This window comes from Myroides sp., from assembly GCF_032073645.1.
GTDB classification, from domain to species: domain Bacteria; phylum Bacteroidota; class Bacteroidia; order Flavobacteriales; family Flavobacteriaceae; genus Flavobacterium; species Flavobacterium odoratimimum.
On the sequence record NZ_DAMANB010000008.1, the window covers coordinates 83989 to 105167 of the forward strand.

A 21179-nucleotide genomic window follows, 5' to 3' on the forward strand; every position below is an offset into this window, starting at 1 on the left:
GTATAAACACTAAGAGCTAACTTTATAAAGTTAGCTCTTAGTGTTTTATTGTGCAGTATAGAATAGTTGTGCTCCTGGCCCTAGAGGTAATTCTAGAAGTAACCAAATCACAAATATAATAGACCAACCGATAAAGAATACAATAGTATAAGGAAGCATCGTAGAGACGATAGTTCCTATACCTGCTTTTTTGTCATAACGCTGCATAAAGGCAACAATTAAGGCAAAATAACTCATCATCGGAGAGATAATATTAGTAACGCTATCTCCTATACGGTAAGCCACTTGGACTAGTTCTGGAGAATACCCTAATAACATGAACATAGGGATAAATACAGGTGCCATAATAGCCCATTTAGCAGAGGCACTTCCCATAATTAGGTTAATTAAGGCCGAGACTACAATAAACATCAGCATCAATGGAATAGCTCCTAAACCTGATTTTTGTAGTGTTTCTGCACCCTCTATTGCGAAGATTAACCCTAGATTAGTCCAATTAAAATAAGCAACGAACTGAGCAGCAAAGAACACTAAAACAATATAAGACCCCAAAGTTTCCATCGCTTTTGACATTCCTTTCATTACATCTGTATCGTTTTTGATGGTTTTAGCTCCGATACCATAAGCGATACCTGCTAGGGCAGCTCCAATAAATAATAAAGCAACAATACCTGACATAAAAGGAGACTTCAAAATCCCACCATCAGTACCTCTTAAATAACCGTTCTCTGGGATCAGACCTCCTAGTATAAATGCAGTGAATAAAAGACCTGCTATAGAGGCATAGATTAGGCCTTTCTTTTCTTCTTTTGTTAAAGGATCTATAGAAATTGCTTTTTCATCTCCTGTGTATTCTCCTAATCTAGGTACGACTATGCGCTCTGTAACCCATGTACCAAGAATAGCAATAATGAAGGTAGATACAAATAAAAAGTAATAGTTCGCAGCGGGGTTAACTACATAAGCAGGGTCTATAATTCTAGCTGCTTCTTCTGATAATCCTGCTAATAGCGGATCTATAGTTCCCAATAATAAGTTAGCACTATATCCTCCTGATACTCCTGCGAAGGCAGCTGCTAGTCCTGCTATAGGATGTCTACCTGCTGCTAAGAATATGATAGCAGCTAAGGGTACTAATAAAACATAACCTACTTCACTAGCCGTATTAGAAAGTATGCCTGCAAATACGATAACGAATGTCAGTAGCTTCTTAGGAGAGGATAGTACAATCTTTTTTAAGATAGTTCCTATTAATCCAGAACCTTCTGCAATACCAATACCTAGTAAAGAGACTAGTACCGTACCTAAAGGAGCAAAGTTAGTAAAGTTAGTAACCATTTTAGAAAGAATCATGTGTAATCCTTCTGCACTTACTAGGTTGAATGACTTTATCTCTTCTTTAGTACCTGGATGGAGTACGGAGAGATCGAAAAAACTGGCTATCCATGAGGCTATAATAACTAATACAGCAAAACTAGCAAACAGAGTTGCTGGATGAGGTAACATATTACCAATCTTTTCAACACTAGATAAAAACTTATCTACTAAACTTTTTTTAGGCTTATCATTCATTTATCAAAAAATTATGTAAAAAGTGAAGATAATATTTTTTACTTATCTATGAAATGGGATTCGTTTTTTTACAATAATTTATATTGATAATATATGCTTAGCGTTTTTATAACTTTAGGTCATAGATGGATACGCCTTTTTCATTACATGATAAGAACTGCTGAGAGGTAGTGTTATATATATAAGTACGAATGGTATGATCCTGATGAAGTACTTCTCCATTCTTAGATACGATATATACCCCTTCATCTGAGTTAACTAATACGAAAGCATCGAGTATAGCGTCAAAGTACATAGCGTTGTATTGGATAGCTTTATCTTGTAGTTGTATTTTATCTAATAAGGTAGCTTTGTTTTCTTCTAATAGGTATAGGTGTATTTCATCTAAGGTGTCCTCTGTTGCTTCTTCCTCTTCTTCTGTATAAGGGCTGTGTTCTACGGCAAGGATATTATTGCTTACCCAACATATTTGTCTTGATTCATGTTCTCCTCCATGAACGATGATATCTTGTATTCTAGGGTTGGTGATAAAATTATCGACATCATAAGCATTGATACAATCAAAAGAACCCCATACCCATCCTACACTTGCGAAGTATTGATGATTAGGAGATAATAGTAACTTACCATAGAAATAATCATAGGTACTCGGCCAAGCTAGCTTATTGTGTTCTTTATGAGTTTTATAAAACTCGATATGCTTCTCTTCTGCAGCGTCTTCTATTAAAGATTTAGCAGCAGTTAGTACTTGACGAGTATCTAAATTCATGATTTGTACATGGTTCCAATCATCCGCATAGATGATATGAGGTATTTCATTGGCATCTTTATACAGTGCGATAGGGTACTTCGTAATATTAGCGTAATAATCCCCTCTCCATAGATGTAGTCGGTATTCTTGTTTAGGATTAATGATATAACCATGACGTTTAAAGTCGTTTACGATAACGATAATATCATCTAAAGTATAGATAGAAATAGGAGCAGTGAGGTCAAACCCGTCATCAGTATACCCCATACTATCTTGTAAAGTAGATACTAGGGTAGTTTTGTCTGTCTGAAAGTTATGTCTTGTTACATCTCCATTGCTCAGTACCATCACTATTTCGTCAGTATTAGATAGTGTAGAAGCGAGTATGGTGTCATCAGTCCGTTGTGTATAGCTATATTTCTTTTCTATTTGCATACTTTGTAATTTGTAGCGAAGATACGAAGTTGACCAATAGGAGATTATAGAAATATAAAAAGCTATTCATTTCTGAATAGCTTTTTGTATTATTTTGGTTCTATATTATTCCATATTACTTCATCAGGAGTAGGAGCTACTATGGTAAGTGTCTCTTTAGTCACTGGGTGAATAAAGGTAAGCTTACGAGCATGTAAGTGAATACCTCCATCAGGATTACTTCTGTCTGCTCCATATTTTAGATCTCCTTTAATAGGGCAACCTATAGCTGATAGCTGGCATCTTATCTGATGGTGACGTCCTGTGTATAGATCTATTTCTAGAGTAGAGTAGGTCTTTAGTTGGTGAAACATTCTATACGTTAGCTTTGCCTTTTTACTATTAGGAACTTCTTTTTTATGTGCTTTAGAAGTATTATTCTTAGGGTTTCTAACTAGGAAGTGCTCTAATGTGTCCTCTACTTTAGGGGGAGCATCTTTTACTACTGCCCAATACGTTTTTTGTGTTTCTCTGTTCTTGAATGATTCGTTTAAGCGACTCAGTGCTTTAGATGTTTTTGCAAATACTACTAATCCAGAAGTAGGACGGTCTAAGCGATGTACTACGCCTAGATAAACTTCTCCAGGTTTATTGTACTTCTTTTTTAAGTATAATTTTACTATTTCACTTAGTGGCATATCACCTGTCTGGTCACCTTGTACGATATCGCCTACGCGTTTATTAATGACGATGATATGATTATCTTCATGTAGTACTTGTAGGTTTTCGGGTGTAGAAACAATCTTCATTTGTAATAATTTGAAACAAAAATATCCTTTTTATATGTAAAAAGGATATTCTTTGTATTTTAAATAAGTAAGCTTTCTTAATACTGTTCGTTTTCATTCGGAAAATCAACAGACTTAACATCTTCAACATATTGAGATACTGCATTTTTCATATCTTCAAAAATGTTCATATAACGACGTAAGAATTTAGGGCTAAATTCGTGAGTAAGTCCTATCATATCATGTACTACTAATACTTGCCCATCTACACCATTACCAGCACCGATACCGATAACAGGGATAGAAATACTCTCAGCAACTTTCTTTGCTAAAGCAGCAGGAATCTTTTCTAGTACAAGAGCAAAACACCCTATCTCTTCTAACATTTTAGCGTCTTTGATCAGCTGATTAGCTTCTTCTTCTTCTTTAGCTCTTACGGTATAAGTACCAAATTTATAGATAGACTGAGGAGTAAGTCCTAAGTGGCCCATCACAGGGATACCTGCATCTAAGATACGTTTAATACCGTCCTTAATCTCTTCTCCACCTTCCATCTTTACTGCATGAGCGCCACTTTCTTTCATGATACGAATAGCTGAACGCAATGCTTCTTTAGGATCAGATTGGTAAGAACCAAAAGGTAAGTCCACAACAATTAGCGCTCTGTCAGCTCCACGTACTACAGACTGTGCGTGATAGATCATCTGATCTAATGTAATCGGTAGAGTAGTCTCATGACCAGCCATTACATTACTAGCAGAATCTCCTACAAGCATTACGTCAACTCCACCTGCTTCTAATACTTTAGCCATAGAGTAGTCATAACATGTTAACATTGATATTTTCTCTCCGTTGGCTTTCATATCTATTAGCGACTTAGTTGTCACTTTTTTATAGTCTTTTTTTGCTACAGACATTTTTCTTGTTTTTTTGGGTTATTGTAAAATTGTTATTTCAGAATAAAAAGAAGAGAACTAGCAGAAGTAAATCAATTCTACTTTACTCAGCTTACCTTCTGCAAATGAAAATTGGTATACCATATCTCCAGCTGCTATCTGATACGCTTTTTCTAAAGGAAGAATTGTATTAATAAGGCCTTTTCCTGTTTCTAAAAATTCTTTTTCTGTTGTATTTTCATTCACGATGCTGTTGTTGATCTTGAATCCAGCATCATTTTTTATTTCTATTATTCTTAACTTATATGTTTTATTGACATCATGTCCAATACATTCAGCTGTATTGAATATTATATTGCTCTCATAGTCTCCTAGAGCACAATCATCTAAGTTAGAATAACTCTCTTTTATCTTCCCTAGACTTTTCTCTAATGTGGCTAAGCTAAAACCTTTTCTTGGTTCTAACACATTATTTAACGTAAAACCGAATAGTTGTTGGTTTAGCATATTTTCTATTTTGTCAGCTATTTCTTCATTATTAGGAGACACTTTTAGAACTTCTGCTTGTAGTCTAGCGATGGTTGCTTTTTCTGGACGGTTATTTTTGTCCGCATATTCAGCAAAAACTCCTAGTGCTAGTGCTGTTTCATCTTGGCTACTATTCCAACCAAGCTCTACGATACGTTGGATAAATCTCTTTTGATCTTTTGGATCAGTAGCTTTTTTATAATTTGTTATTAGATTGTTTAGGTTAGGTCTTTTACCTAAATATTTCACTGGTACATAGCCTGTATTTCCTAAGTGAGATACTTCTACCCAAGCTTCTTTATCATAAGGGTAGTAATCTATGGCTAATGGTGTACCTGTGTACAGTGTCTCTAATACTTCTGCTTGATGATTAGGAGCTTTTCTTACCTTCAGTCCACCTACTGTTGTGAATAAGTGAGGACTTCCATAATAGTCGTCAAAGTCTATAATCGGATTAGGAGAGGCTTCTGATGTATCTTCTGCTGAGAGCGTTTTTTTTAGATTATTAATATCTAAAATATAAGTCTCTTCTGCATAAGCATTAGTTACCTTGAATACATCTTTGTTTATTTTTTCTATATTTTCTAAATAGGCACCACGTGTATAGACTCCTATCTGAGTAGTACCATTAGCATCGTTGTAAGCTACAGTGGGTGTAGATACATAGAGTTGACTCTGTCCTAAAGCATAGGCAGAGACTAGGAAACACAATATTCCAATCGTTTGTTTCATCTGTTTAACAGTCTGATAAGTTTACAGCTACAGCAAGACCACCTTCTGAAGTCTCTTTGTATTTATTATTCATGTCTTTTGCAGTTTCCCACATTGTATTGACTACTTTATCTAAAGGAACTTTTGCATTCTTAGGGTCAGTATCTAAAGCAAGCTCTGCCGCATTTATAGCTTTAATAGCGCCCATCGTGTTTCTTTCTATGCAAGGTACTTGAACTAGACCTCCGATAGGGTCACATGTCAGTCCTAAGTGATGTTCCATAGCTATCTCAGCTGCTACAGTTACTTGTTCTGGAGTACCTCCCATTAGCTCACATAAGGCACCAGCAGCCATTGCACTAGAAACCCCAATCTCTGCTTGGCATCCTCCCATAGCAGCAGATATCGTAGCTCCCTTTTTAAAGATACTACCTATTTCGCCAGCTACCATTAAGAACTGTTTGATTTCTTTATCGCCTGCTTTATGGTTCTCTATAACTAGATAATACATTAATACCGCTGGTATAACTCCTGCACTACCATTAGTAGGGGCAGTCACTACACGCCCAAGAGAAGCATTCACTTCATTAACAGCTAAGGCAAAACAACTTACCCATTTCAATATCTGTCTAAAGTAAACCTTTGTCTTACGAATAGTCTGTAACCATTCTTGAGGTGTGTTATAAGGGAGGTCTCCTTTCAGTTTAGAATGAGTGTCATAAGCACGTCTACGTACGTTAAGGCCTCCTGGTAATATACCTTCTGTATGACATCCGATATACATACACTCTAGCATGGTATTCCACACGCGTAATAACTCATTATGTATCTCTTCTTCTGAACGTATAGACTTTTCATTTTCATATACTAATTCAGAGATAGACATATTCTGCTCTTTACAGTAGGCTAATAATTCCGTAGCTTTTTCTATAGGGAAAGGGAAAGTAGCTTTGATCTCTTCTTTCTCTTGATTATCAGGGTTTTCTTCTTTTACTACAAATCCTCCACCGATAGAATAAAAGGTAGATTCATATAGTTCATGTTCACCATATTGTACAGTAAATGTCATTCCATTAGCATGGAAAGGGAGGAAGTTTCTATTAAATACAATGTTTTCCTTAGGGTTAAACACTACAGGCATTGTTCCTCCTAATAATAAAGACTGTGAAGCATTAATATGATCAATAATACCACTAATGTCTTCGACAGGGACATATTCTGGATCAGCTCCACTTAGTCCTAACATGACAGCTAAGTCAGTAGCGTGCCCTACTCCCGTAAGAGAAAGTGAACCAAATAAATCTATTTTCAGAGAAGAAACTTGGTCAAAGATATTGCGATCACGCAATTCTTTTAAAAAAAGCTCAGCGGCTCTCCAAGGACCTAAAGTATGCGAACTAGATGGTCCTACACCGATTTTGAGCATATCAAATACAGAAATACATTCCATAAAATAGTAGTGATTTAATAATACGAAGATAGCTAAATTCTAATCAGAGACAACTTTTAGAGATTTATTTAACGCAAGATGGGAAGGGAATTATGTGGATAGATAATTATATAGTTGTTTTATGTTTCTTGTATTGATTACTAAGTAGGAGTAGTAAGTGATGTGTTTTTTAAGGAGAGGGCTTCTTAAGGAGAGGTATCATTGTCAGTATATACTGACGTTATGTATGCTTATTTCTTATCTAAAAGAGAGGTAAATGACAATATGACATTATTTAAAAGATAAAATGACCTAAAAACAGACAAAATATTCAATTTTTTCTGTTGGCACAAAGATTGTTTAAGAGTAACCGAGCATGAAGCTCACGACAATGAATTAAGTATAAAAATAAACTATAGAAAATATTATGAGTAAAATAATTGGTATTGACTTAGGAACTACAAACTCTTGTGTTTCTGTAATGGAAGGAAACGAGCCAGTAGTAATTTCAAACGCTGAAGGAAAAAGAACTACACCATCTATCGTAGCTTTCGTAGAAGGTGGAGAGATTAAAGTAGGTGATCCTGCAAAACGTCAGGCTGTAACTAACCCAACAAAAACAGTTGCGTCTATCAAACGTTTTATGGGAGAGAAATATAGTGAGGCTGCGAAAGAAGCAACAGCAGTACCTTACCAAGTAGTAAAAGGAGATAATGATACTCCACGTGTAGATATCGATGGACGTTTATATACGCCACAAGAAATCTCTGCGATGACACTACAAAAAATGAAAAAGACAGCTGAAGATTTCTTAGGACAAGAAGTATCGGAAGCAGTTATTACTGTACCAGCTTACTTTAATGACGCACAACGTCAAGCGACAAAAGAAGCAGGAGAGATTGCAGGATTAAAAGTAAGACGTATCATTAACGAGCCTACAGCGGCTGCGTTAGCATACGGATTAGACAAAACAGGAAAAGATCAAAAAGTAGTAGTATATGACTTAGGTGGTGGTACATTCGATATCTCTATCCTTGAGTTAGGAGACGGTGTATTCGAAGTATTATCTACTAATGGAGATACTCACTTAGGAGGAGATGATTTCGATAACGTAATTATCAACTGGTTAGCAGATGAGTTTAATTCTGCTGAAGGAGTAGATTTACGTAAAGATGCTATGGCATTACAACGTTTAAAAGAAGCTGCTGAGAAAGCTAAAGTTGAGTTATCTTCTGCTACACAAACAGAGATTAACTTACCTTATGTAACAGCTACTGCTTCAGGACCAAAACACTTGGTACAAACATTGACAAGAGCTAAATTTGAGCAATTATCAGATGATTTAGTACGTCGTTCTATGATTCCTTGTGAGAAAGCTTTAAAAGATGCTGGTTTATCTAAATCAGATATCGATGAGGTAATCTTAGTAGGTGGATCTACACGTATCCCAAGAATCCAAGAAGAAGTAGAGAAATTCTTTGGTAAAAAACCACACAAAGGAGTTAACCCTGATGAGGTTGTAGCTATCGGTGCTGCTATCCAAGGAGGTGTATTAACTGGAGATGTAAAAGATGTATTATTATTAGATGTTACGCCACTTTCATTAGGTATTGAAACTATGGGAGGTGTATTCACTAAATTAATCGAATCTAATACAACTATTCCAACTAAGAAATCTCAAGTATTCTCTACTGCTGCAGATAACCAACCATCGGTTGAAATCCACGTATTACAAGGAGAGAGACCAATGGCTAATGATAACAAAACAATCGGTCGTTTTCACTTAGATGGTTTACCACCTGCACAAAGAGGAGTGCCTCAAATCGAAGTAACTTTCGATATCGATGCTAATGGTATTATCAAAGTATCTGCTACAGATAAAGGAACTGGTAAATCTCACGATATTCGTATCGAAGCTTCATCTGGATTAACTGAAGAAGAAATCCAAAGAATGAAAAAAGAAGCTGAAGCCAATGCTGATGCTGATAAAAAAGCAAAAGAAACTGTAGAGAAAATCAACGAAGCTGATGCTATGATTTTCCAAACAGAAAAACAATTAAAAGAGTTCGGAGATAAATTATCTGAAGGAAATAAATCTAATATCGAAGGAGCTTTAGCTGAATTAAAAACAGCTTTTGAAACTAAGAACTTAGATACTATCCAACCAGCGTTAGACAAAATTAACGAAGCTTGGAAAGCAGCATCTGAAGAAATGTACAAAGCACAAGCTGAAGGTGGTCAAGCAGGTCCTCAACAAGGACAGCCAAACCAAGGTGGTGATGCTGATGGTACACAAGATGTAGAATACGAAGAAGTGAAGTAAACCCACTTATATAGTTGTAAAGAGAGAAACCGAGTCTGTATAGGCTCGGTTTTTTTATGTGGTAAATTTATAGTTAGGGAGGAATGTGTTTATTTATTTTGTGTAACTTTGTGTTGTAAATGAATTAGTTATGAGTGTAGAGGTAAAGAGACAGCAGATAGTTAAATCCCTTATGGATATTCACGATGAGGCATTGATCGACCAGATAAATGAATATGTCAATGCTCTGAAACGAGTGGAAGAGGAGATGTTTTTACCTATGACAGAAGAGGAATTAGAGAGCAGATTAGCTATATCTCGTAAAGACTATGAGGAGGGAAGGTATTATACCTTAGAGGAAGTAGAAGAGATGAGTACTAAATGGTAGTAGTATGAAAATAATATTATCTGATTTTGCAGCCAGTCAATTAAGGGATATATACTTCTATTATGTTAATCATGTCAGTGTAAGCAAGGCTAAAGAGGTAAAGGATAATATTATTAAAGCAATCAAGCAGTTAATTGATTTTCCCTATTTAGGACAGAAAGAAGGTATGATGTATAGTCGATTCGAGAGAAGGTATCTCTTAGTTTATGAGTATAAAATTCTATATGAGGTAACTGAAGAGAATATTGTTATTCTGGATATCTTTCATACTAAGCAATCTCCTCATAAGATGTATGTCAATGAAGATAGAGAAGAATATCAGAGAAATAATAGTAAACCGAGTCTGTAAAGGCTCGGTTTTTTGTTATCTTTAATTGTATGTAAATTTCAGATACTATGGCAAATAGAGTGTATTTAACTTTTAAAAATAAAAATAACGAGGAGGAAGAGCTAGAAGCTATAGGAACTTTGCCACAATTGTGGCAAGAATTATATGATTTAGAACTACTGAATGAACAAAAAAGTAAACTAATAGAAAGTTATATAACGGAAGGAGATAATAGAGTTTCTTTGATAATTGATAAATCAATAGTACTTAGTAATTTACAACAAAGAATTAATCATAATTTAGCTATTGAAACATCTACTAAAAAGCAATTGAGAAAAGATTTTTACAATTTCTTATTGAATGAGGTGAAAGATGATGAAATTATATGTATTGATTTTGAAGAGTTAAGTTGGTTTTATAATGAAACAGAAGATTTCTTTAGTGAATTAGAATTATTTCATAATGACGATGAGGTATACCAAAGAAGTAGCTTGGAAGACTCAGTTTATAAAATAATGGGATGTACTGATACTTTAAAAAAATACTCTGATATTTATAAACAATGGAGCGATGATAATGAGAGTATTAAGCAATTGTATTTAGAAGAGTATGCGAAAAAACTAAAGAGGGAAGATAGAAAAGAGTTTTTTAAAAATATATTCTATTTATTTTTATGTTTAGTTTTTCTTGTTGTAGGTGTATTAATGCTTATCAAAGAACCCAATCAATTTTGGACAGCATTGAGTGGCGTGATATTTGGATTAATAGGATGTATAGTGTTTGGAGTGAGAATTTATGAATACCTATTGGAATAGATACAGTGTATACTATAGTTAATCTATAAGAAACTTAGTTTATTAGTAATATAGTGTTTTCTCATAACAATTAAACACCCCTTTTCTAAACTGAACTGTACCTACTAATTGATAACCTTTTTTAGTGTAAACCGCATTAGCAGTAGTATTTAGTGTATATGCATCAAAGCGAATAGATGCATAGTTATTGTCTTTGGCGTATTGTTCTGCGAATAGAATCATCTTACTAGATATCCCTTTACCTTGTGCTTTAGGACTGACAAATAATCTATGGATAACAATAAATGGAGTAGGACTAGTCCAACGAAGATCATTATACTCTACATCATATTCTTCGTTTAAGACCATATAGGCTAAGATCTGTTCGTTTTCTGTATAGATATAAGCTTGCTTCTTTTGAATGTCATTAGAGATAATATCTTTATTAGGATAAGATTCATCCCATTGATCAATACCTTGGCTGAGCATATGTTGTTTTACTTCTTCTAATACATGTAAAGTCTGGGGTAAGTCGGTAATATCAATTGGTTTTATCATCGTTATTTTGTTTGTAGTAAAATGTCTTTTATCTCCTTGTTGTAATAATTAGGAGTACTTATTAGAAATGAACTAGGTAAGTCGACATCATACAAATCGTTATAAATAAAGGTAAAGTCTATATAGGGAGGAACAGCCAATATTACTAAATTATAGGCAATAATCGTATAGTTATCATTAATATCGGTAGTGCCTTCTAATATAGTAATTCCACTGTCTGTAATAGCATTAGATATAGTAGTCACAATGTCTTCCCATAGTTCTTCTAAGTAATCAAAACTGTTGTGTATATCCACGATAGCATAGTCAAACTGTACAGATAGTGCTACTTTTTGCGGATAAGGAATAAGTAAGTTTTGTTGAGATATAATCGGCATAATGTTATAATGAATAGCTAAAGGTAATCAAAAGCAGTTTTAAAAAACTTAATTTTGTTGATATGATGTTATATGACTTATTATGTTTGACCTATTAATTCAACACATTCAAGAAAAAGTACACTTGACCACAGAAGAAACTGTTCGTTTAGAAGATTATTTTACAGTTAAAAAACTAAGGAGAAAGCAATACTTATTGCAAGAAGGAGACGTGTGTAAGCACATGGCTTTTGTTGCGAAAGGAGTACTGAAGTCTTATGTGATAGACGAAAAAGGAGTAGAGAATATTAACTTCATTGGTTGGGAAGGCTGGTGGATGGCAGATTCTTATAGTTTCTTTACCGGTGAAAAAGCAGTATTGAACATTGATGCCTTAGAAGAAGTGGAGCTACTGCTTATAAGTAAAGAAGACTATGATAGAATAGTGATAGATCTGCCTGTGATGAGTAACTATTTCAGAATACTGTATGAACGCAGTTTAGCGAATAAAGATAGACGTATATTGAGTAATATAGCCTATAATGCAGAGGAGAAATATGCGCAAATCATTACTTGTTATCCAGACTTAGTCAACCGTATTCCACAGCATCTTTTGGCTTCCTATTTAGGTCTAACCCCAGAAACAGTTAGCCGTATTAAGAAAAAAATGAAGTAATCTACTTGATCTAGATCAAGGGATTGACTTATCTTAGGTCAATGCACAGCTATTTTACTTGCTTTAGCTTTGTCTTCAAAGAAATGAATCATGAAGAACAAAGCATTAGTAGTAGGCGTTAGTGGTATTGCTGGTAGTAATCTAGCAAAAGAACTAATCGCTCAAGATTGGACAGTATATGGATTAGCAAGAAATCCAAAAGGAATTGTAGACGGAGTCATTCCCATTGCTGCAGACTTATTAGATACAGAAGGTTTAGCTATAGCCTTACAAGATATAGCTCCTACCCATGTTTACTTTACCACATGGATGCGTAAGGATACAGAGACAGAGAATATCATTGTCAATGCTACTTTAGTTAGGAATTTACTAGATGTATTATCTCCTAAACAGAGCATAAAGCATGTAGCCTTAGTAACTGGATTAAAACATTATTTAGGCCCTTTTGAATCTTATGTTAAGTCAGGTATCTTACCTATTACCCCTGTTAGAGAAGAACACCCTCGATTAGAATTAGAGAATTTCTATTATGCTCAAGAAGATGAAGTGTATAAAGCATCTGAGCGAGACGGTTTTACTTGGAGTATACATAGACCTCATACTTTGATAGGACATGCAGTAGGTAATCTGATGAATATGGGGATTACACTTGCTGTGTATGCGAGTATATGTAAGGAAGAAGGACTTCCTATGGTGTGGCCAGGGTCAGAAGCACAGTGGAATGGGGTGTCAGATGTAACTGATGTAAGCGTATTAGCAAAACAGTTGGTATGGGCATCTACTACAGATACAGCTAAGAATCAAGCATTCAATGTTACCAATGGAGATGTGTTTAGATGGAAGTGGCTATGGGAAGAAATAGCTAATTATTTTGATATACCTTTTGAAGGGTATAAGGATACTATCAGACCATTAGAAGCAACCTTGTTACAGAAGAGTGAGGTATGGCAGACTATTATAGCGAAGCATAAACTACTAGCTATGGATTTAGGTACATTAGTCTCTCCATGGCATACAGATGCAGATTTAGGTCGTCCTATAGAAGTGATTACTGATATGTCTAAGAGTAGGAGATTAGGCTTTACAACTTATAAACCTACAAAAGACTCTTTCATAGAACTATTTGAACAATTAAAAGCAGAACGTCTTATACCATAAAATAGAATTAAGCAGACTACGGTCTGCTTTTTTATTGGTATTATTTTAACCCAGAATAAGCGTTAGCCAAATACTACAAAGCAATTCTACTTCATATCTCTTTCATTAGCTCTAAAACCATACTATAGTATGCTTGTATCACTAATTCAGAGCTATTTTGTATAATTACTTTTCGTTTATCTGTCTATCACTGATTCTGGGTTTAATCAATTTTCTTTAAACTGGACTATCTCGCTTGCTGATTATAGTTGTATTTTTGTAAGAAATAATTTAAGAAGCACAGATGTATATTTTCCTTGTCTTATGGAAGTAAATAGACAAGAGTATAGAAGTGTTTTCTCATTTCATTATCATGACAAATAACACAATAGAACCTCATATTATATCCATACAGAGTACTGTCTCTACTGGGTATGTGGGGAATAACTCAGCTAGTTTTGCTATACAGCTTCACGGAATTAATTGTGTAGCGATGCCTACCATTCTTTTATCAAGTCACACAGACAAGCCTGTTTATTATGGAGAGGCTGTACCTAAAGAATTATTCGAAAAGCTGGCTCGTGGAGTATTAGAAATTAACACGGCACAACTTACGCAGTATGTAGTAAGTGGGTACTTAAAAAGCAAAGAGATAATAGATGCGACAGCACAGTTCATTAAGCAATTAAAAGTACAGCATACCATCACCTATATCTATGACCCAGTGTTTGGAGATACGCGTACAGATGGGTTGTATATACCTAAAGAGCAGGCAGATTATTCTAAAGAACGATTATTAGCGCTAAGTGATATCTTGACTCCTAATCACTTCGAATTAGAATACCTTTTAGGCAAACGTATAACGAATGAGCAAGAACTACTAGAAGCAGTACAGACAGATGAGGTATTGTCTTCTAAAATCATTGTTTTGACTACAGCCGAAATGAAAGAGAATATTAATCATCAAGTAGAAGTCATCTTGATTCATCAAGGTAAGTTGACTCATTTTTATGCTGATAATATACCTGTAGAAGTAGTAGGAACGGGAGATTTATTCACAGGTACACTTGCTGCACAGCTGACGAAGGGGCGTACCATAGAAGTAGCTATACAGACTAGTATGAACTTCTTGTCTGAAGTATTGAGATATGTTCATGAGCATGGATTGAAAGAGATGAATGCTATGGCTATCCTACAAGCACAAGATGTACTGGCAGTAAAGTATTAATAAAACACAAAGGCAGTACGTTAATATTTCATACTGCCTTTCTTATTTATTACTAACTACTTAGAGTTTATGTATGTGATAGCGAAGCTACCATGGTCTTCTGATCAAAGAATAAGTCTATTAGCTCTTTTGTCACCATCAGCGTGATATCGTCATCTTCTTTATATAAGCTATAAGTAGCTTGTTCTATCTCAGGGCTAAACGCAAAATAGATAGTCTGTGTCTCTTCTGTACAACATGCATCTATTATCGCATCGAGTTGTTTGACATTGTGATCTCTTTGATAAATAGAATAGATTGTCAGTTCGCTTTCTTCTTGCTCATAGATAATAATGGCATCCAATGTTTTGCTGTAGTAAATAGAGTTTTTAAAACCAAAATCTAAATTAGCATAACAATAAAAGAAAGCCAACCCTACATTTTTAGTATTTAGCCTATTATAGGTATATCCATTTTTGACATATTCTTCAAATAGGGCAAGCGATGTAGGATTGTCTAAATCTAATTTCTCTAAACTCGATAGAGTAGAAGGTTTTGTATTCACCTTGAGTGTAGCTTGATATTCTTCTACAGGTACATACCCAAATTTTGGGTAGAAGTCCAGTACTGTATCATTTGCAAACAAGAAGTAACCTGTTACGATGTCTTTATATTCTGCTTCTATATATTCTAATAAGAACCTTGATAAACCGTTATTTTGATAGGCAGGGTCTGTCATCACAGTACCTAATTGTCCTGTTTTATACGTTTTATTATCTTTCGTTATTTCGAATAGGCTTAAAGTTGTATGTGCTACTATTTTATCTTCTTGGAATAAAGAAAACACGATACAATCCTCTCCCCAATATCCCGATTGGTAGTATCCTTCAAAGTCAAACTCCCACACCTCCTGACACATTCTATTGAACTCTTTTCGTTTTTGTTCATCATCTTGATAGTTGATATATAAGGTATAAGATGTGTCTTTTATAATTACTGATTTACTGATCATATTTCTTTTTTATTTGGTGCAAAGTTCTGAATAAGACCTTGTTTATCTATTGACAGTATTGTTTTGTAAATGTGCAATAAGTTGTTTTTATTGTTAACTTTGACTTATTAACTACTGTGTGATGAGTCAGCATTTCCCTATTCAGATTATAACATCGGATCGTATTATTCCTTCTTTATTCTCTACTACCACATATAGAGAGAAAGGAATATTGTTGTCTTATTGTATGGAGGGAAGTAATGAGCTCAAAGTTGACAACCAAACAGAGATGTTCTCTGTAGGTTCTCTATTGACAGTATTTCCACAGCGTTTGTTCTCTATTCCTACTACAGAAAACAAGGGGAAGTATCTATGTGTGTTGTTTGATCTGGATAGTATAAAGGATCTTATTCTACCTACTAATTATCAGTTTTTAAATGAGTTGGTCAGACATCCTATTATTCATCTGAATGAGGGGGATCAAAAAGTGTTTATAGATTACTATCAGTTGTTGTTGGCCAATCGCAGTACAGATGCATCTGTGTTTTATCCTGATGCGATGAAGTATTTACTGTATTCTTTAATCGCTCATATCAACCGATTCTATGAACAAGATGAGGTAAAGTTGAAGCCAAGTTCGAAGAAAGAAACAACTGTTTTTAGACTGTATAATTTGGTTCATCAGCATTATTTAGCTGAGCGCACAGTACAGTTCTACGCTGATCAACTAAAGCTCACTCCTAAGTATCTAACGACTTTGGTACGCAGGCAGACGGGCAAGACAGTCTCTTCGATTATTAATGAACTAGTACTCACTCAAGCGCAGTCTTACCTTATCGCAACGGATAAACCTATCTACACAATAGCTGAAGAGCTTCATTTCTTAGATGCGACTAGCTTCTGTCGTTATTTTAAAAAATCTACAAGTCTATCTCCCTTGGCATATAGACGAGCACATCTATAAGCACTCAGTTTAGAAGGAAGTATATTCATTCTTTTAGGAGTAAACTTAGAAATGCTCTTGAGGCAATTTACTTTTTATATGGGGTTAATTCAATTTTATTTGAAGTAGAATCTTCAGTGAATTTTTGCAGCAGATCAGAGGAGAATAGGAGGAGAGTAAAAGAATATTTCTTGGACAAATAACCTTTCTAGTCCACCATTCTCGGGTTATTGTCCTTGTATTGTCGAAGGAAATCAAATGAAGGTCTGTATTCACTAGGGTTAAGAGCTGTTTTATGTTTTCATAGATTTGATGTTGTTTTGGTTTAATATATTGATATATAGTGCTTTAATTATTTTTATATGCAAAAAAAATGTACCTCTTTTTTAAAATATTGATGTGATAGAAGCTGTTTTTAGGGTGTTTTTGAAAAAAAGTGAGTATATAAAATATTTTAAAGCCGTTTTTAGAACGCTTTTTAAGTGAAAAATAAAAAGAATGAAATGCTTTTTTTAATGTTTTGTTGTAGAAGGAATACTGGGCTTATCAAAAATAGGGAGTGAGCTCTAAAACAATTTTTAAATAAAATGAAGTTTAGGAAGTTGTTCTAAATTATAGCAAAATAGGCAGTAAAGAATTGATAGTTATTTCGTTGAGATAAAAATTAATATCTTTGGGATATGAGTGAAGTGAGTAGAATACATTCTTTTAAACCTGTGGTGTTTGATGAGGCTAAAGTGTTGATATTGGGTACGATGCCGAGTATTAAATCGTTAGACTTTCAGGAGTATTACGGCAATAAGCAGAATGTGTTTTGGAAGATATTATTTAGTGTTTTTCGAGAAGAGTATAGTGATGTGTATAAGGATAAGCTCGATTTGCTTCAGCGAAAGGGGATAGCCTTATGGGATGTCTTGCAGTCTTGTGAACGCAAGAGTAGCTTAGACAGTGATATTACAGCAGAAGAAGCTAACGATATCAAGGGATTACTGATAGAATATCCCAATATCCGTACAATCGTCTTCTCTAGTCAAAAGGCAAGACAATATTTCGATAAATACATAGGGCAGATAGAGGGAGTATCTTTACTAACTTTACCTTCGCCGAGTGGAGCAAATGCAAGAATGAGTTTTCAAGAGAAAGTGGCTCATTGGCAAGAATTAAAAAATAAAGTATGAAACAGTTAAAAAAAGAACATATAGATTTCTTAGTGACGTTAAGTCAGAATAATAATAAACCTTGGTTTGCAGATCATAAGCCAGAGTTCGATAAATTATTCGCTGAGGTGAAGGCTTTCTTTAAAGTAGTACACGATGAGATGTTACAGCATGATAGTATAGACCTATTACACGTACATCGCATCTATAGAGATGTACGCTTCTCGAAGGACAAGACACCTTATAAAACTTATTTTGGACTGCATTTAGGACGTACTAAACCGATGCTTAGAGGAGGATATTATGTGAATATAGAGCCAGGTAGAAGTTTTGTAGGAGGTGGTTTTTGGGAGCCTAATAAGGAAGATTTATTGCGTATCCGCAAGGAGATCGCTATGGACGATAGTGAACTTCGTGAGATTATAGCAGAGGAGCAATTCCAACAGTATTTTGGAGAATTACAAGGGGAGGAACTAAAGACAGCTCCTAAGGGATTTGACAAGGAGCATCCCGCTATTGACTTATTGCGCAAGAAACAGTATCTCGTGATGCGTTCGTTCACCGATAAAGAGGTATTAGCACCTAATTTTAAAGAGGAAGTAATCAAGACATTTATAGCGATGAGATCATTGTTTGACTATATGTCAGATGTACTGACTACTGATGTGAATGGGGTGAGTCTGTATGAGTAGAGGATTTTTGTTAAGGTGTTTTTTTGTGAAACCGTTTAGTCTATCATATTAATCAATAGTATATGACGTATTCTAAGTATTTGGGGAATTTGATTCCTATTCAGTTTGCAAGTTGGAAGTTTGAGAATAAACTACAAATAGCAGATAGCATTTTTATTGATGTTATTTTGGATAACTATTTCTTAAGTGAAAACAATCAGTTAATTAGCCAAGTAGATTTATTTGTTGAACAAGTTCTTTCTAAACAATGGAAGGTTGATTTTGAAAGGTTTACTACCTACTTATATCATCAATTAATACTAAAGAAGGGGTATGCTTTTGATAAACAAAAATATATTTACACTACACCAGTAGAGGGTATATCTCCTCAGCAACTTTGGGATTGTTTAGATGTGGAAATTATCGTTTTATTGGATGAAGATGTAGAAGAATGGTCTATTAAATTTGATGTTTCAGGCTTTGATACCCATTTATCAGTACTGTTTACTGTAGATGGAAATTGGGTTTCACGAGACTTAAATGACAGTAGAACTCCTATAAAGACGGAGTATAAGTCACTCGATTTAGATTTAGAATTTTATTTTAGTGAAGATGTTTATGAATGGGTAAGTACTCGTTTTATATCTTCATTAGTATGGGGAATTCGTCGAGGGTGTCGTATCTCCATACAAGAAGGATTATTTGCAAGAGAAGGGATGGAGGCGAGAATAATAAATTGTATAAAGAAATATGAGCAGAAGAATAAAAATGAGATTTATGTAGCTGTTATGAGCGCTTTGGAGGAATCTTTTAATGTAGCTTGGCAAGACTATAATGAGGAGTATGAAAAGGATTTTGTATTAGAAAAAGCTAATGTGAATAGAGAATTATTATGGCAATTAGTTGCGCCACCTAATAGTGTAAGAATAGTATTAAACGCCAATGAACAACTTGTTTTTATTCACTATAATGATTGTTATTGGGAGGAAGAACATGGAATTCACTTTATATATAATGAACAATTAGATTTTCTTAGGATTGGCTTTGGTAGTGATTATTGGGAAGAAGAATAAAATTCATATAATAAAAAATGCTGACCATGGTCAGCATTTTTTGTTTTCAGTTTTCAGTTTTCAGTTCTCTGTTCCCTGTTTTCTGTTTTCAGTTTATGGTTCCCTGTTCCCAGTTTCCAGTTCCCAGTTTTCTGTTTCTAGTTCTCTGTTCCCTTTATTCAGTTCCCTAAATTATTTAATAATCTGTACTTCGAACATTTTGTCCCAGTTTTTACCTGTTAGGAAGAATGTCTTAGTCTGTGGGTTATAAGCGATACCGTTCATTACATCTCTGTCTTCGTGATATGTAGTCAGGTTTACTAATTCGCTGAAGTCTATAACAGCTTCTATTGCTCCTGTTTGAGGATTGATTACAGCTACTGCATTTTGTGCGTAGAAGTTAGCATATATCTTACCATCTACCCATTCTAATTCATTAGCGTATGGAATAACATTCTTATCTGTATATACGCTTACTCTGTCTATTTCTTTAAATGTTTCTGGATCTAGTTTATAGATAAACTCAGAACCTGATGTCATATACAGGTGCTTACCATCATTCGTAAGTCCCCACCCTTCCATCTTCTGAAAATAAGGAAGTGTTTTTTCTTGTTCTAATGTTTCAGGGTTGAATACATAAGCTTCATTGTTTTGATAAGTTAGTTGGTATAGTTTACCATTTAAGATAGTACACCCCTCACCGAAGATCTCCATTGGTTGTTTGTGAATCTTGATGATTTTACCCGTTTTATAATCTACTTGGCGTACACTAGAGATTCCTTTCTTACCTGTTCCTCTTCCCGTGTTCGTTGTTCCTCCACCTTCGCCATTCCCCGTACTTTCGTATAAAATACCATTGTAGAATTCTAGACCTTGTGTATAGGCTTCTTGATCATGAGGATAAGTGTTTACTAATTTATAGCTGTAAAAAGCAGGTTCTTTTGGAGCTGTTATTTCTATATTCGTAGTGAATTCTTTATTCGAATTCTCAGCATAAGCAACAGCTTTAATCGTTGTTTTACCTAACTTTTGTTCACCTAAGTTTAGATTTAACACCTCATTTTTGATAGAAGTACCTACTTTTTTGTCGTTGAAGTAATAAATTACAGAGTCTACTTGCGCATTTTCGGTAGTTTTTAGACTCAGTTTTATGTCTTCATTTCCCTTATATAGCTGTTTTAGATGAGTAGTATCAATAGATAAAACATTTTTTTCTAAATTTTTTTTGTTTGAACAGCTTATAAAAGCTACTCCTAATGCTAACGGAACTAGAATGTTATATTTTTTCATTGTCATTTTTTAATTTGATACAATATACAAATCTAATGCGAATAGTTGAAAAAGCTTGGAAAAATAAAAAACCGTTGTATATTTGCAGTGGCAAGTCCTACACGACCAGCTCCCTCTTAATCCTCCAGGGTGGGAACGCAGCAAAGGTCCGAGGTTGTAGCGGTGCGATGTAGGTAGCTTGCCATTTTTTTCTTAATTGTAGATCTCCGTGTTGGAGATTTTTTTTTGCCCTAAAGTTTT

At 34.7% G+C, this 21179-nt stretch carries 21 protein-coding genes and 1 other RNA gene; 12 read left to right on the plus strand and 10 right to left on the minus strand.

Translation table 11 applies throughout. The annotated features are described in order from the left end of the window. Positions 1 to 45 precede the first annotated feature (45 nt). From RT228_RS08030 to RT228_RS08055, 6 genes are all read right to left on the minus strand, one after another. The gene (locus RT228_RS08030) at positions 46 to 1572 is read right to left on the minus strand and encodes an AbgT family transporter (RefSeq protein ID WP_006263133.1); all 1527 of its coding nucleotides are present in this window, start codon (positions 1570 to 1572) and stop codon (positions 46 to 48) included. A gap of 106 nt (positions 1573 to 1678) precedes the next feature. Next, the gene (locus RT228_RS08035; protein ID WP_006256768.1) at positions 1679 to 2758 is read right to left on the minus strand and encodes a hypothetical protein; all 1080 of its coding nucleotides are present in this window, start codon (positions 2756 to 2758) and stop codon (positions 1679 to 1681) included. An 89-nt stretch (positions 2759 to 2847) separates the two neighbouring features. Further along, complete coding sequence (locus RT228_RS08040) at positions 2848 to 3546, minus strand: RluA family pseudouridine synthase (protein WP_006263134.1); 699 nt, start codon at positions 3544 to 3546, stop codon at positions 2848 to 2850. Between the two features lie 77 nt (positions 3547 to 3623). Beyond that, positions 3624 to 4442 carry a 3-methyl-2-oxobutanoate hydroxymethyltransferase gene (gene panB / locus RT228_RS08045; RefSeq protein ID WP_006256766.1) on the minus strand — a complete coding sequence of 273 codons (819 nt, stop codon included), beginning with the start codon at positions 4440 to 4442 and terminating at the stop codon, positions 3624 to 3626. Between the two features lie 57 nt (positions 4443 to 4499). Continuing rightward, entirely contained in the window at positions 4500 to 5681 is a 1182-nt protein-coding gene (locus tag RT228_RS08050; protein WP_006263135.1) for an SH3 domain-containing protein, read from the minus strand. Between the two features lie 4 nt (positions 5682 to 5685). Further along, complete coding sequence (locus tag RT228_RS08055) at positions 5686 to 7110, minus strand: L-serine ammonia-lyase (RefSeq protein WP_006256764.1); 1425 nt, start codon at positions 7108 to 7110, stop codon at positions 5686 to 5688. Between the two features lie 406 nt (positions 7111 to 7516). Between RT228_RS08055 and dnaK the strand changes: the two genes are divergently transcribed. The 4 genes from dnaK (at position 7517) to RT228_RS08075 (ending at position 10922) form a co-directional block, all read left to right on the plus strand. Then, positions 7517 to 9412, plus strand: a complete 1896-nt coding sequence (gene dnaK / locus RT228_RS08060; protein WP_006256763.1) for a molecular chaperone DnaK — start codon at positions 7517 to 7519, stop codon at positions 9410 to 9412. 130 nt (positions 9413 to 9542) lie between these two features. Continuing rightward, positions 9543 to 9779, plus strand: coding sequence for a hypothetical protein (locus RT228_RS08065; protein ID WP_006256762.1), 237 nt, complete (start codon positions 9543 to 9545; stop codon positions 9777 to 9779). 4 nt (positions 9780 to 9783) lie between these two features. Continuing rightward, entirely contained in the window at positions 9784 to 10128 is a 345-nt protein-coding gene (locus tag RT228_RS08070; RefSeq protein ID WP_006256761.1) for a type II toxin-antitoxin system RelE/ParE family toxin, read from the plus strand. Positions 10129 to 10175: 47 nt separating this feature from the next. Next, complete coding sequence (locus RT228_RS08075; protein WP_006256760.1) at positions 10176 to 10922, plus strand: hypothetical protein; 747 nt, start codon at positions 10176 to 10178, stop codon at positions 10920 to 10922. A gap of 42 nt (positions 10923 to 10964) precedes the next feature. Here the strand turns inward: RT228_RS08075 and RT228_RS08080 are convergent, their stop codons facing one another. Together RT228_RS08080 and RT228_RS08085 are read right to left on the minus strand one after the other, a co-directional pair. After that, positions 10965 to 11459, minus strand: a complete 495-nt coding sequence (locus RT228_RS08080; protein ID WP_006256759.1) for a GNAT family N-acetyltransferase — start codon at positions 11457 to 11459, stop codon at positions 10965 to 10967. Between the two features lie 2 nt (positions 11460 to 11461). Further along, positions 11462 to 11836 (minus strand): hypothetical protein, encoded by a 375-nt coding sequence (locus RT228_RS08085; RefSeq protein WP_006256758.1) that lies wholly within the window; start codon positions 11834 to 11836, stop codon positions 11462 to 11464. A gap of 82 nt (positions 11837 to 11918) precedes the next feature. On the opposite strand from RT228_RS08085, the gene RT228_RS08090 reads away from it, so the two are divergent. From RT228_RS08090 to pdxY, 3 genes are all read left to right on the plus strand, one after another. Next, complete coding sequence (locus RT228_RS08090) at positions 11919 to 12491, plus strand: Crp/Fnr family transcriptional regulator (protein ID WP_006256757.1); 573 nt, start codon at positions 11919 to 11921, stop codon at positions 12489 to 12491. Between the two features lie 90 nt (positions 12492 to 12581). Beyond that, positions 12582 to 13649, plus strand: a complete 1068-nt coding sequence (locus tag RT228_RS08095) for an SDR family oxidoreductase (RefSeq protein ID WP_006256756.1) — start codon at positions 12582 to 12584, stop codon at positions 13647 to 13649. A 352-nt stretch (positions 13650 to 14001) separates the two neighbouring features. Further along, positions 14002 to 14856 (plus strand): pyridoxal kinase, encoded by an 855-nt coding sequence (pdxY, locus tag RT228_RS08100; RefSeq protein WP_006256755.1) that lies wholly within the window; start codon positions 14002 to 14004, stop codon positions 14854 to 14856. 67 nt (positions 14857 to 14923) lie between these two features. Here pdxY and RT228_RS08105 read toward each other — a convergent pair whose 3' ends face one another. Continuing rightward, positions 14924 to 15847: a GNAT family N-acetyltransferase gene (locus RT228_RS08105; protein WP_006256754.1), complete on the minus strand. Its 924-nt coding sequence runs from the start codon at positions 15845 to 15847 to the stop codon at positions 14924 to 14926. Between the two features lie 121 nt (positions 15848 to 15968). Between RT228_RS08105 and RT228_RS08110 the strand changes: the two genes are divergently transcribed. The 4 genes from RT228_RS08110 to RT228_RS08125 all read left to right on the plus strand — a co-directional run bounded on the left by RT228_RS08110 (position 15969) and on the right by RT228_RS08125 (position 19670). Continuing rightward, positions 15969 to 16790, plus strand: a complete 822-nt coding sequence (locus RT228_RS08110; protein WP_006256753.1) for a helix-turn-helix domain-containing protein — start codon at positions 15969 to 15971, stop codon at positions 16788 to 16790. Between the two features lie 659 nt (positions 16791 to 17449). Continuing rightward, positions 17450 to 17947, plus strand: a complete 498-nt coding sequence (locus RT228_RS08115; protein ID WP_006256752.1) for a DNA-deoxyinosine glycosylase — start codon at positions 17450 to 17452, stop codon at positions 17945 to 17947. Beyond that, positions 17944 to 18618, plus strand: a complete 675-nt coding sequence (locus tag RT228_RS08120) for a DUF2461 domain-containing protein (RefSeq protein ID WP_006256751.1) — start codon at positions 17944 to 17946, stop codon at positions 18616 to 18618. The genes RT228_RS08115 and RT228_RS08120 overlap by 4 nt, the downstream gene beginning before the upstream one ends. A 62-nt stretch (positions 18619 to 18680) precedes the next feature. Next, positions 18681 to 19670, plus strand: coding sequence for a DUF6985 domain-containing protein (locus RT228_RS08125; protein WP_006256749.1), 990 nt, complete (start codon positions 18681 to 18683; stop codon positions 19668 to 19670). 171 nt (positions 19671 to 19841) lie between these two features. On the opposite strand, the gene RT228_RS08130 is transcribed toward RT228_RS08125, so the two are convergent. Then, on the minus strand, positions 19842 to 20939 hold the full coding sequence (locus tag RT228_RS08130) for a glutaminyl-peptide cyclotransferase (RefSeq protein WP_006256747.1): 1098 nt from the start codon (positions 20937 to 20939) through the stop codon (positions 19842 to 19844). An 88-nt stretch (positions 20940 to 21027) separates the two neighbouring features. On the opposite strand from RT228_RS08130, the gene ffs reads away from it, so the two are divergent. Continuing rightward, positions 21028 to 21126: signal recognition particle sRNA small type (gene ffs / locus RT228_RS08135), an RNA gene on the plus strand. Positions 21127 to 21179 lie beyond the last annotated feature (53 nt).

Bases quoted from the DNA above. Each gene is read 5' to 3' on its own strand.
- RT228_RS08030 (WP_006263133.1), bottom strand. From the start codon at position 1,572: ATGAATGATAAGCCTAAAAAAAGTTTAGTAGATAAGTTTTTATCTAGT.
- RT228_RS08035 (WP_006256768.1), bottom strand. From the start codon at position 2,758: ATGCAAATAGAAAAGAAATATAGCTATACACAACGGACTGATGACACC.
- RT228_RS08040 (WP_006263134.1), bottom strand. From the start codon at position 3,546: ATGAAGATTGTTTCTACACCCGAAAACCTACAAGTACTACATGAAGAT.
- panB (WP_006256766.1), bottom strand. From the start codon at position 4,442: ATGTCTGTAGCAAAAAAAGACTATAAAAAAGTGACAACTAAGTCGCTA.
- RT228_RS08050 (WP_006263135.1), bottom strand. From the start codon at position 5,681: ATGAAACAAACGATTGGAATATTGTGTTTCCTAGTCTCTGCCTATGCT.
- RT228_RS08055 (WP_006256764.1), bottom strand. From the start codon at position 7,110: ATGGAATGTATTTCTGTATTTGATATGCTCAAAATCGGTGTAGGACCA.
- dnaK (WP_006256763.1), top strand. From the start codon at position 7,517: ATGAGTAAAATAATTGGTATTGACTTAGGAACTACAAACTCTTGTGTT.
- RT228_RS08065 (WP_006256762.1), top strand. From the start codon at position 9,543: ATGAGTGTAGAGGTAAAGAGACAGCAGATAGTTAAATCCCTTATGGAT.
- RT228_RS08070 (WP_006256761.1), top strand. From the start codon at position 9,784: ATGAAAATAATATTATCTGATTTTGCAGCCAGTCAATTAAGGGATATA.
- RT228_RS08075 (WP_006256760.1), top strand. From the start codon at position 10,176: ATGGCAAATAGAGTGTATTTAACTTTTAAAAATAAAAATAACGAGGAG.
- RT228_RS08080 (WP_006256759.1), bottom strand. From the start codon at position 11,459: ATGATAAAACCAATTGATATTACCGACTTACCCCAGACTTTACATGTA.
- RT228_RS08085 (WP_006256758.1), bottom strand. From the start codon at position 11,836: ATGCCGATTATATCTCAACAAAACTTACTTATTCCTTATCCGCAAAAA.
- RT228_RS08090 (WP_006256757.1), top strand. From the start codon at position 11,919: ATGTTTGACCTATTAATTCAACACATTCAAGAAAAAGTACACTTGACC.
- RT228_RS08095 (WP_006256756.1), top strand. From the start codon at position 12,582: ATGAAGAACAAAGCATTAGTAGTAGGCGTTAGTGGTATTGCTGGTAGT.
- pdxY (WP_006256755.1), top strand. From the start codon at position 14,002: ATGACAAATAACACAATAGAACCTCATATTATATCCATACAGAGTACT.
- RT228_RS08105 (WP_006256754.1), bottom strand. From the start codon at position 15,847: ATGATCAGTAAATCAGTAATTATAAAAGACACATCTTATACCTTATAT.
- RT228_RS08110 (WP_006256753.1), top strand. From the start codon at position 15,969: ATGAGTCAGCATTTCCCTATTCAGATTATAACATCGGATCGTATTATT.
- RT228_RS08115 (WP_006256752.1), top strand. From the start codon at position 17,450: ATGAGTGAAGTGAGTAGAATACATTCTTTTAAACCTGTGGTGTTTGAT.
- RT228_RS08120 (WP_006256751.1), top strand. From the start codon at position 17,944: ATGAAACAGTTAAAAAAAGAACATATAGATTTCTTAGTGACGTTAAGT.
- RT228_RS08125 (WP_006256749.1), top strand. From the start codon at position 18,681: ATGACGTATTCTAAGTATTTGGGGAATTTGATTCCTATTCAGTTTGCA.
- RT228_RS08130 (WP_006256747.1), bottom strand. From the start codon at position 20,939: ATGAAAAAATATAACATTCTAGTTCCGTTAGCATTAGGAGTAGCTTTT.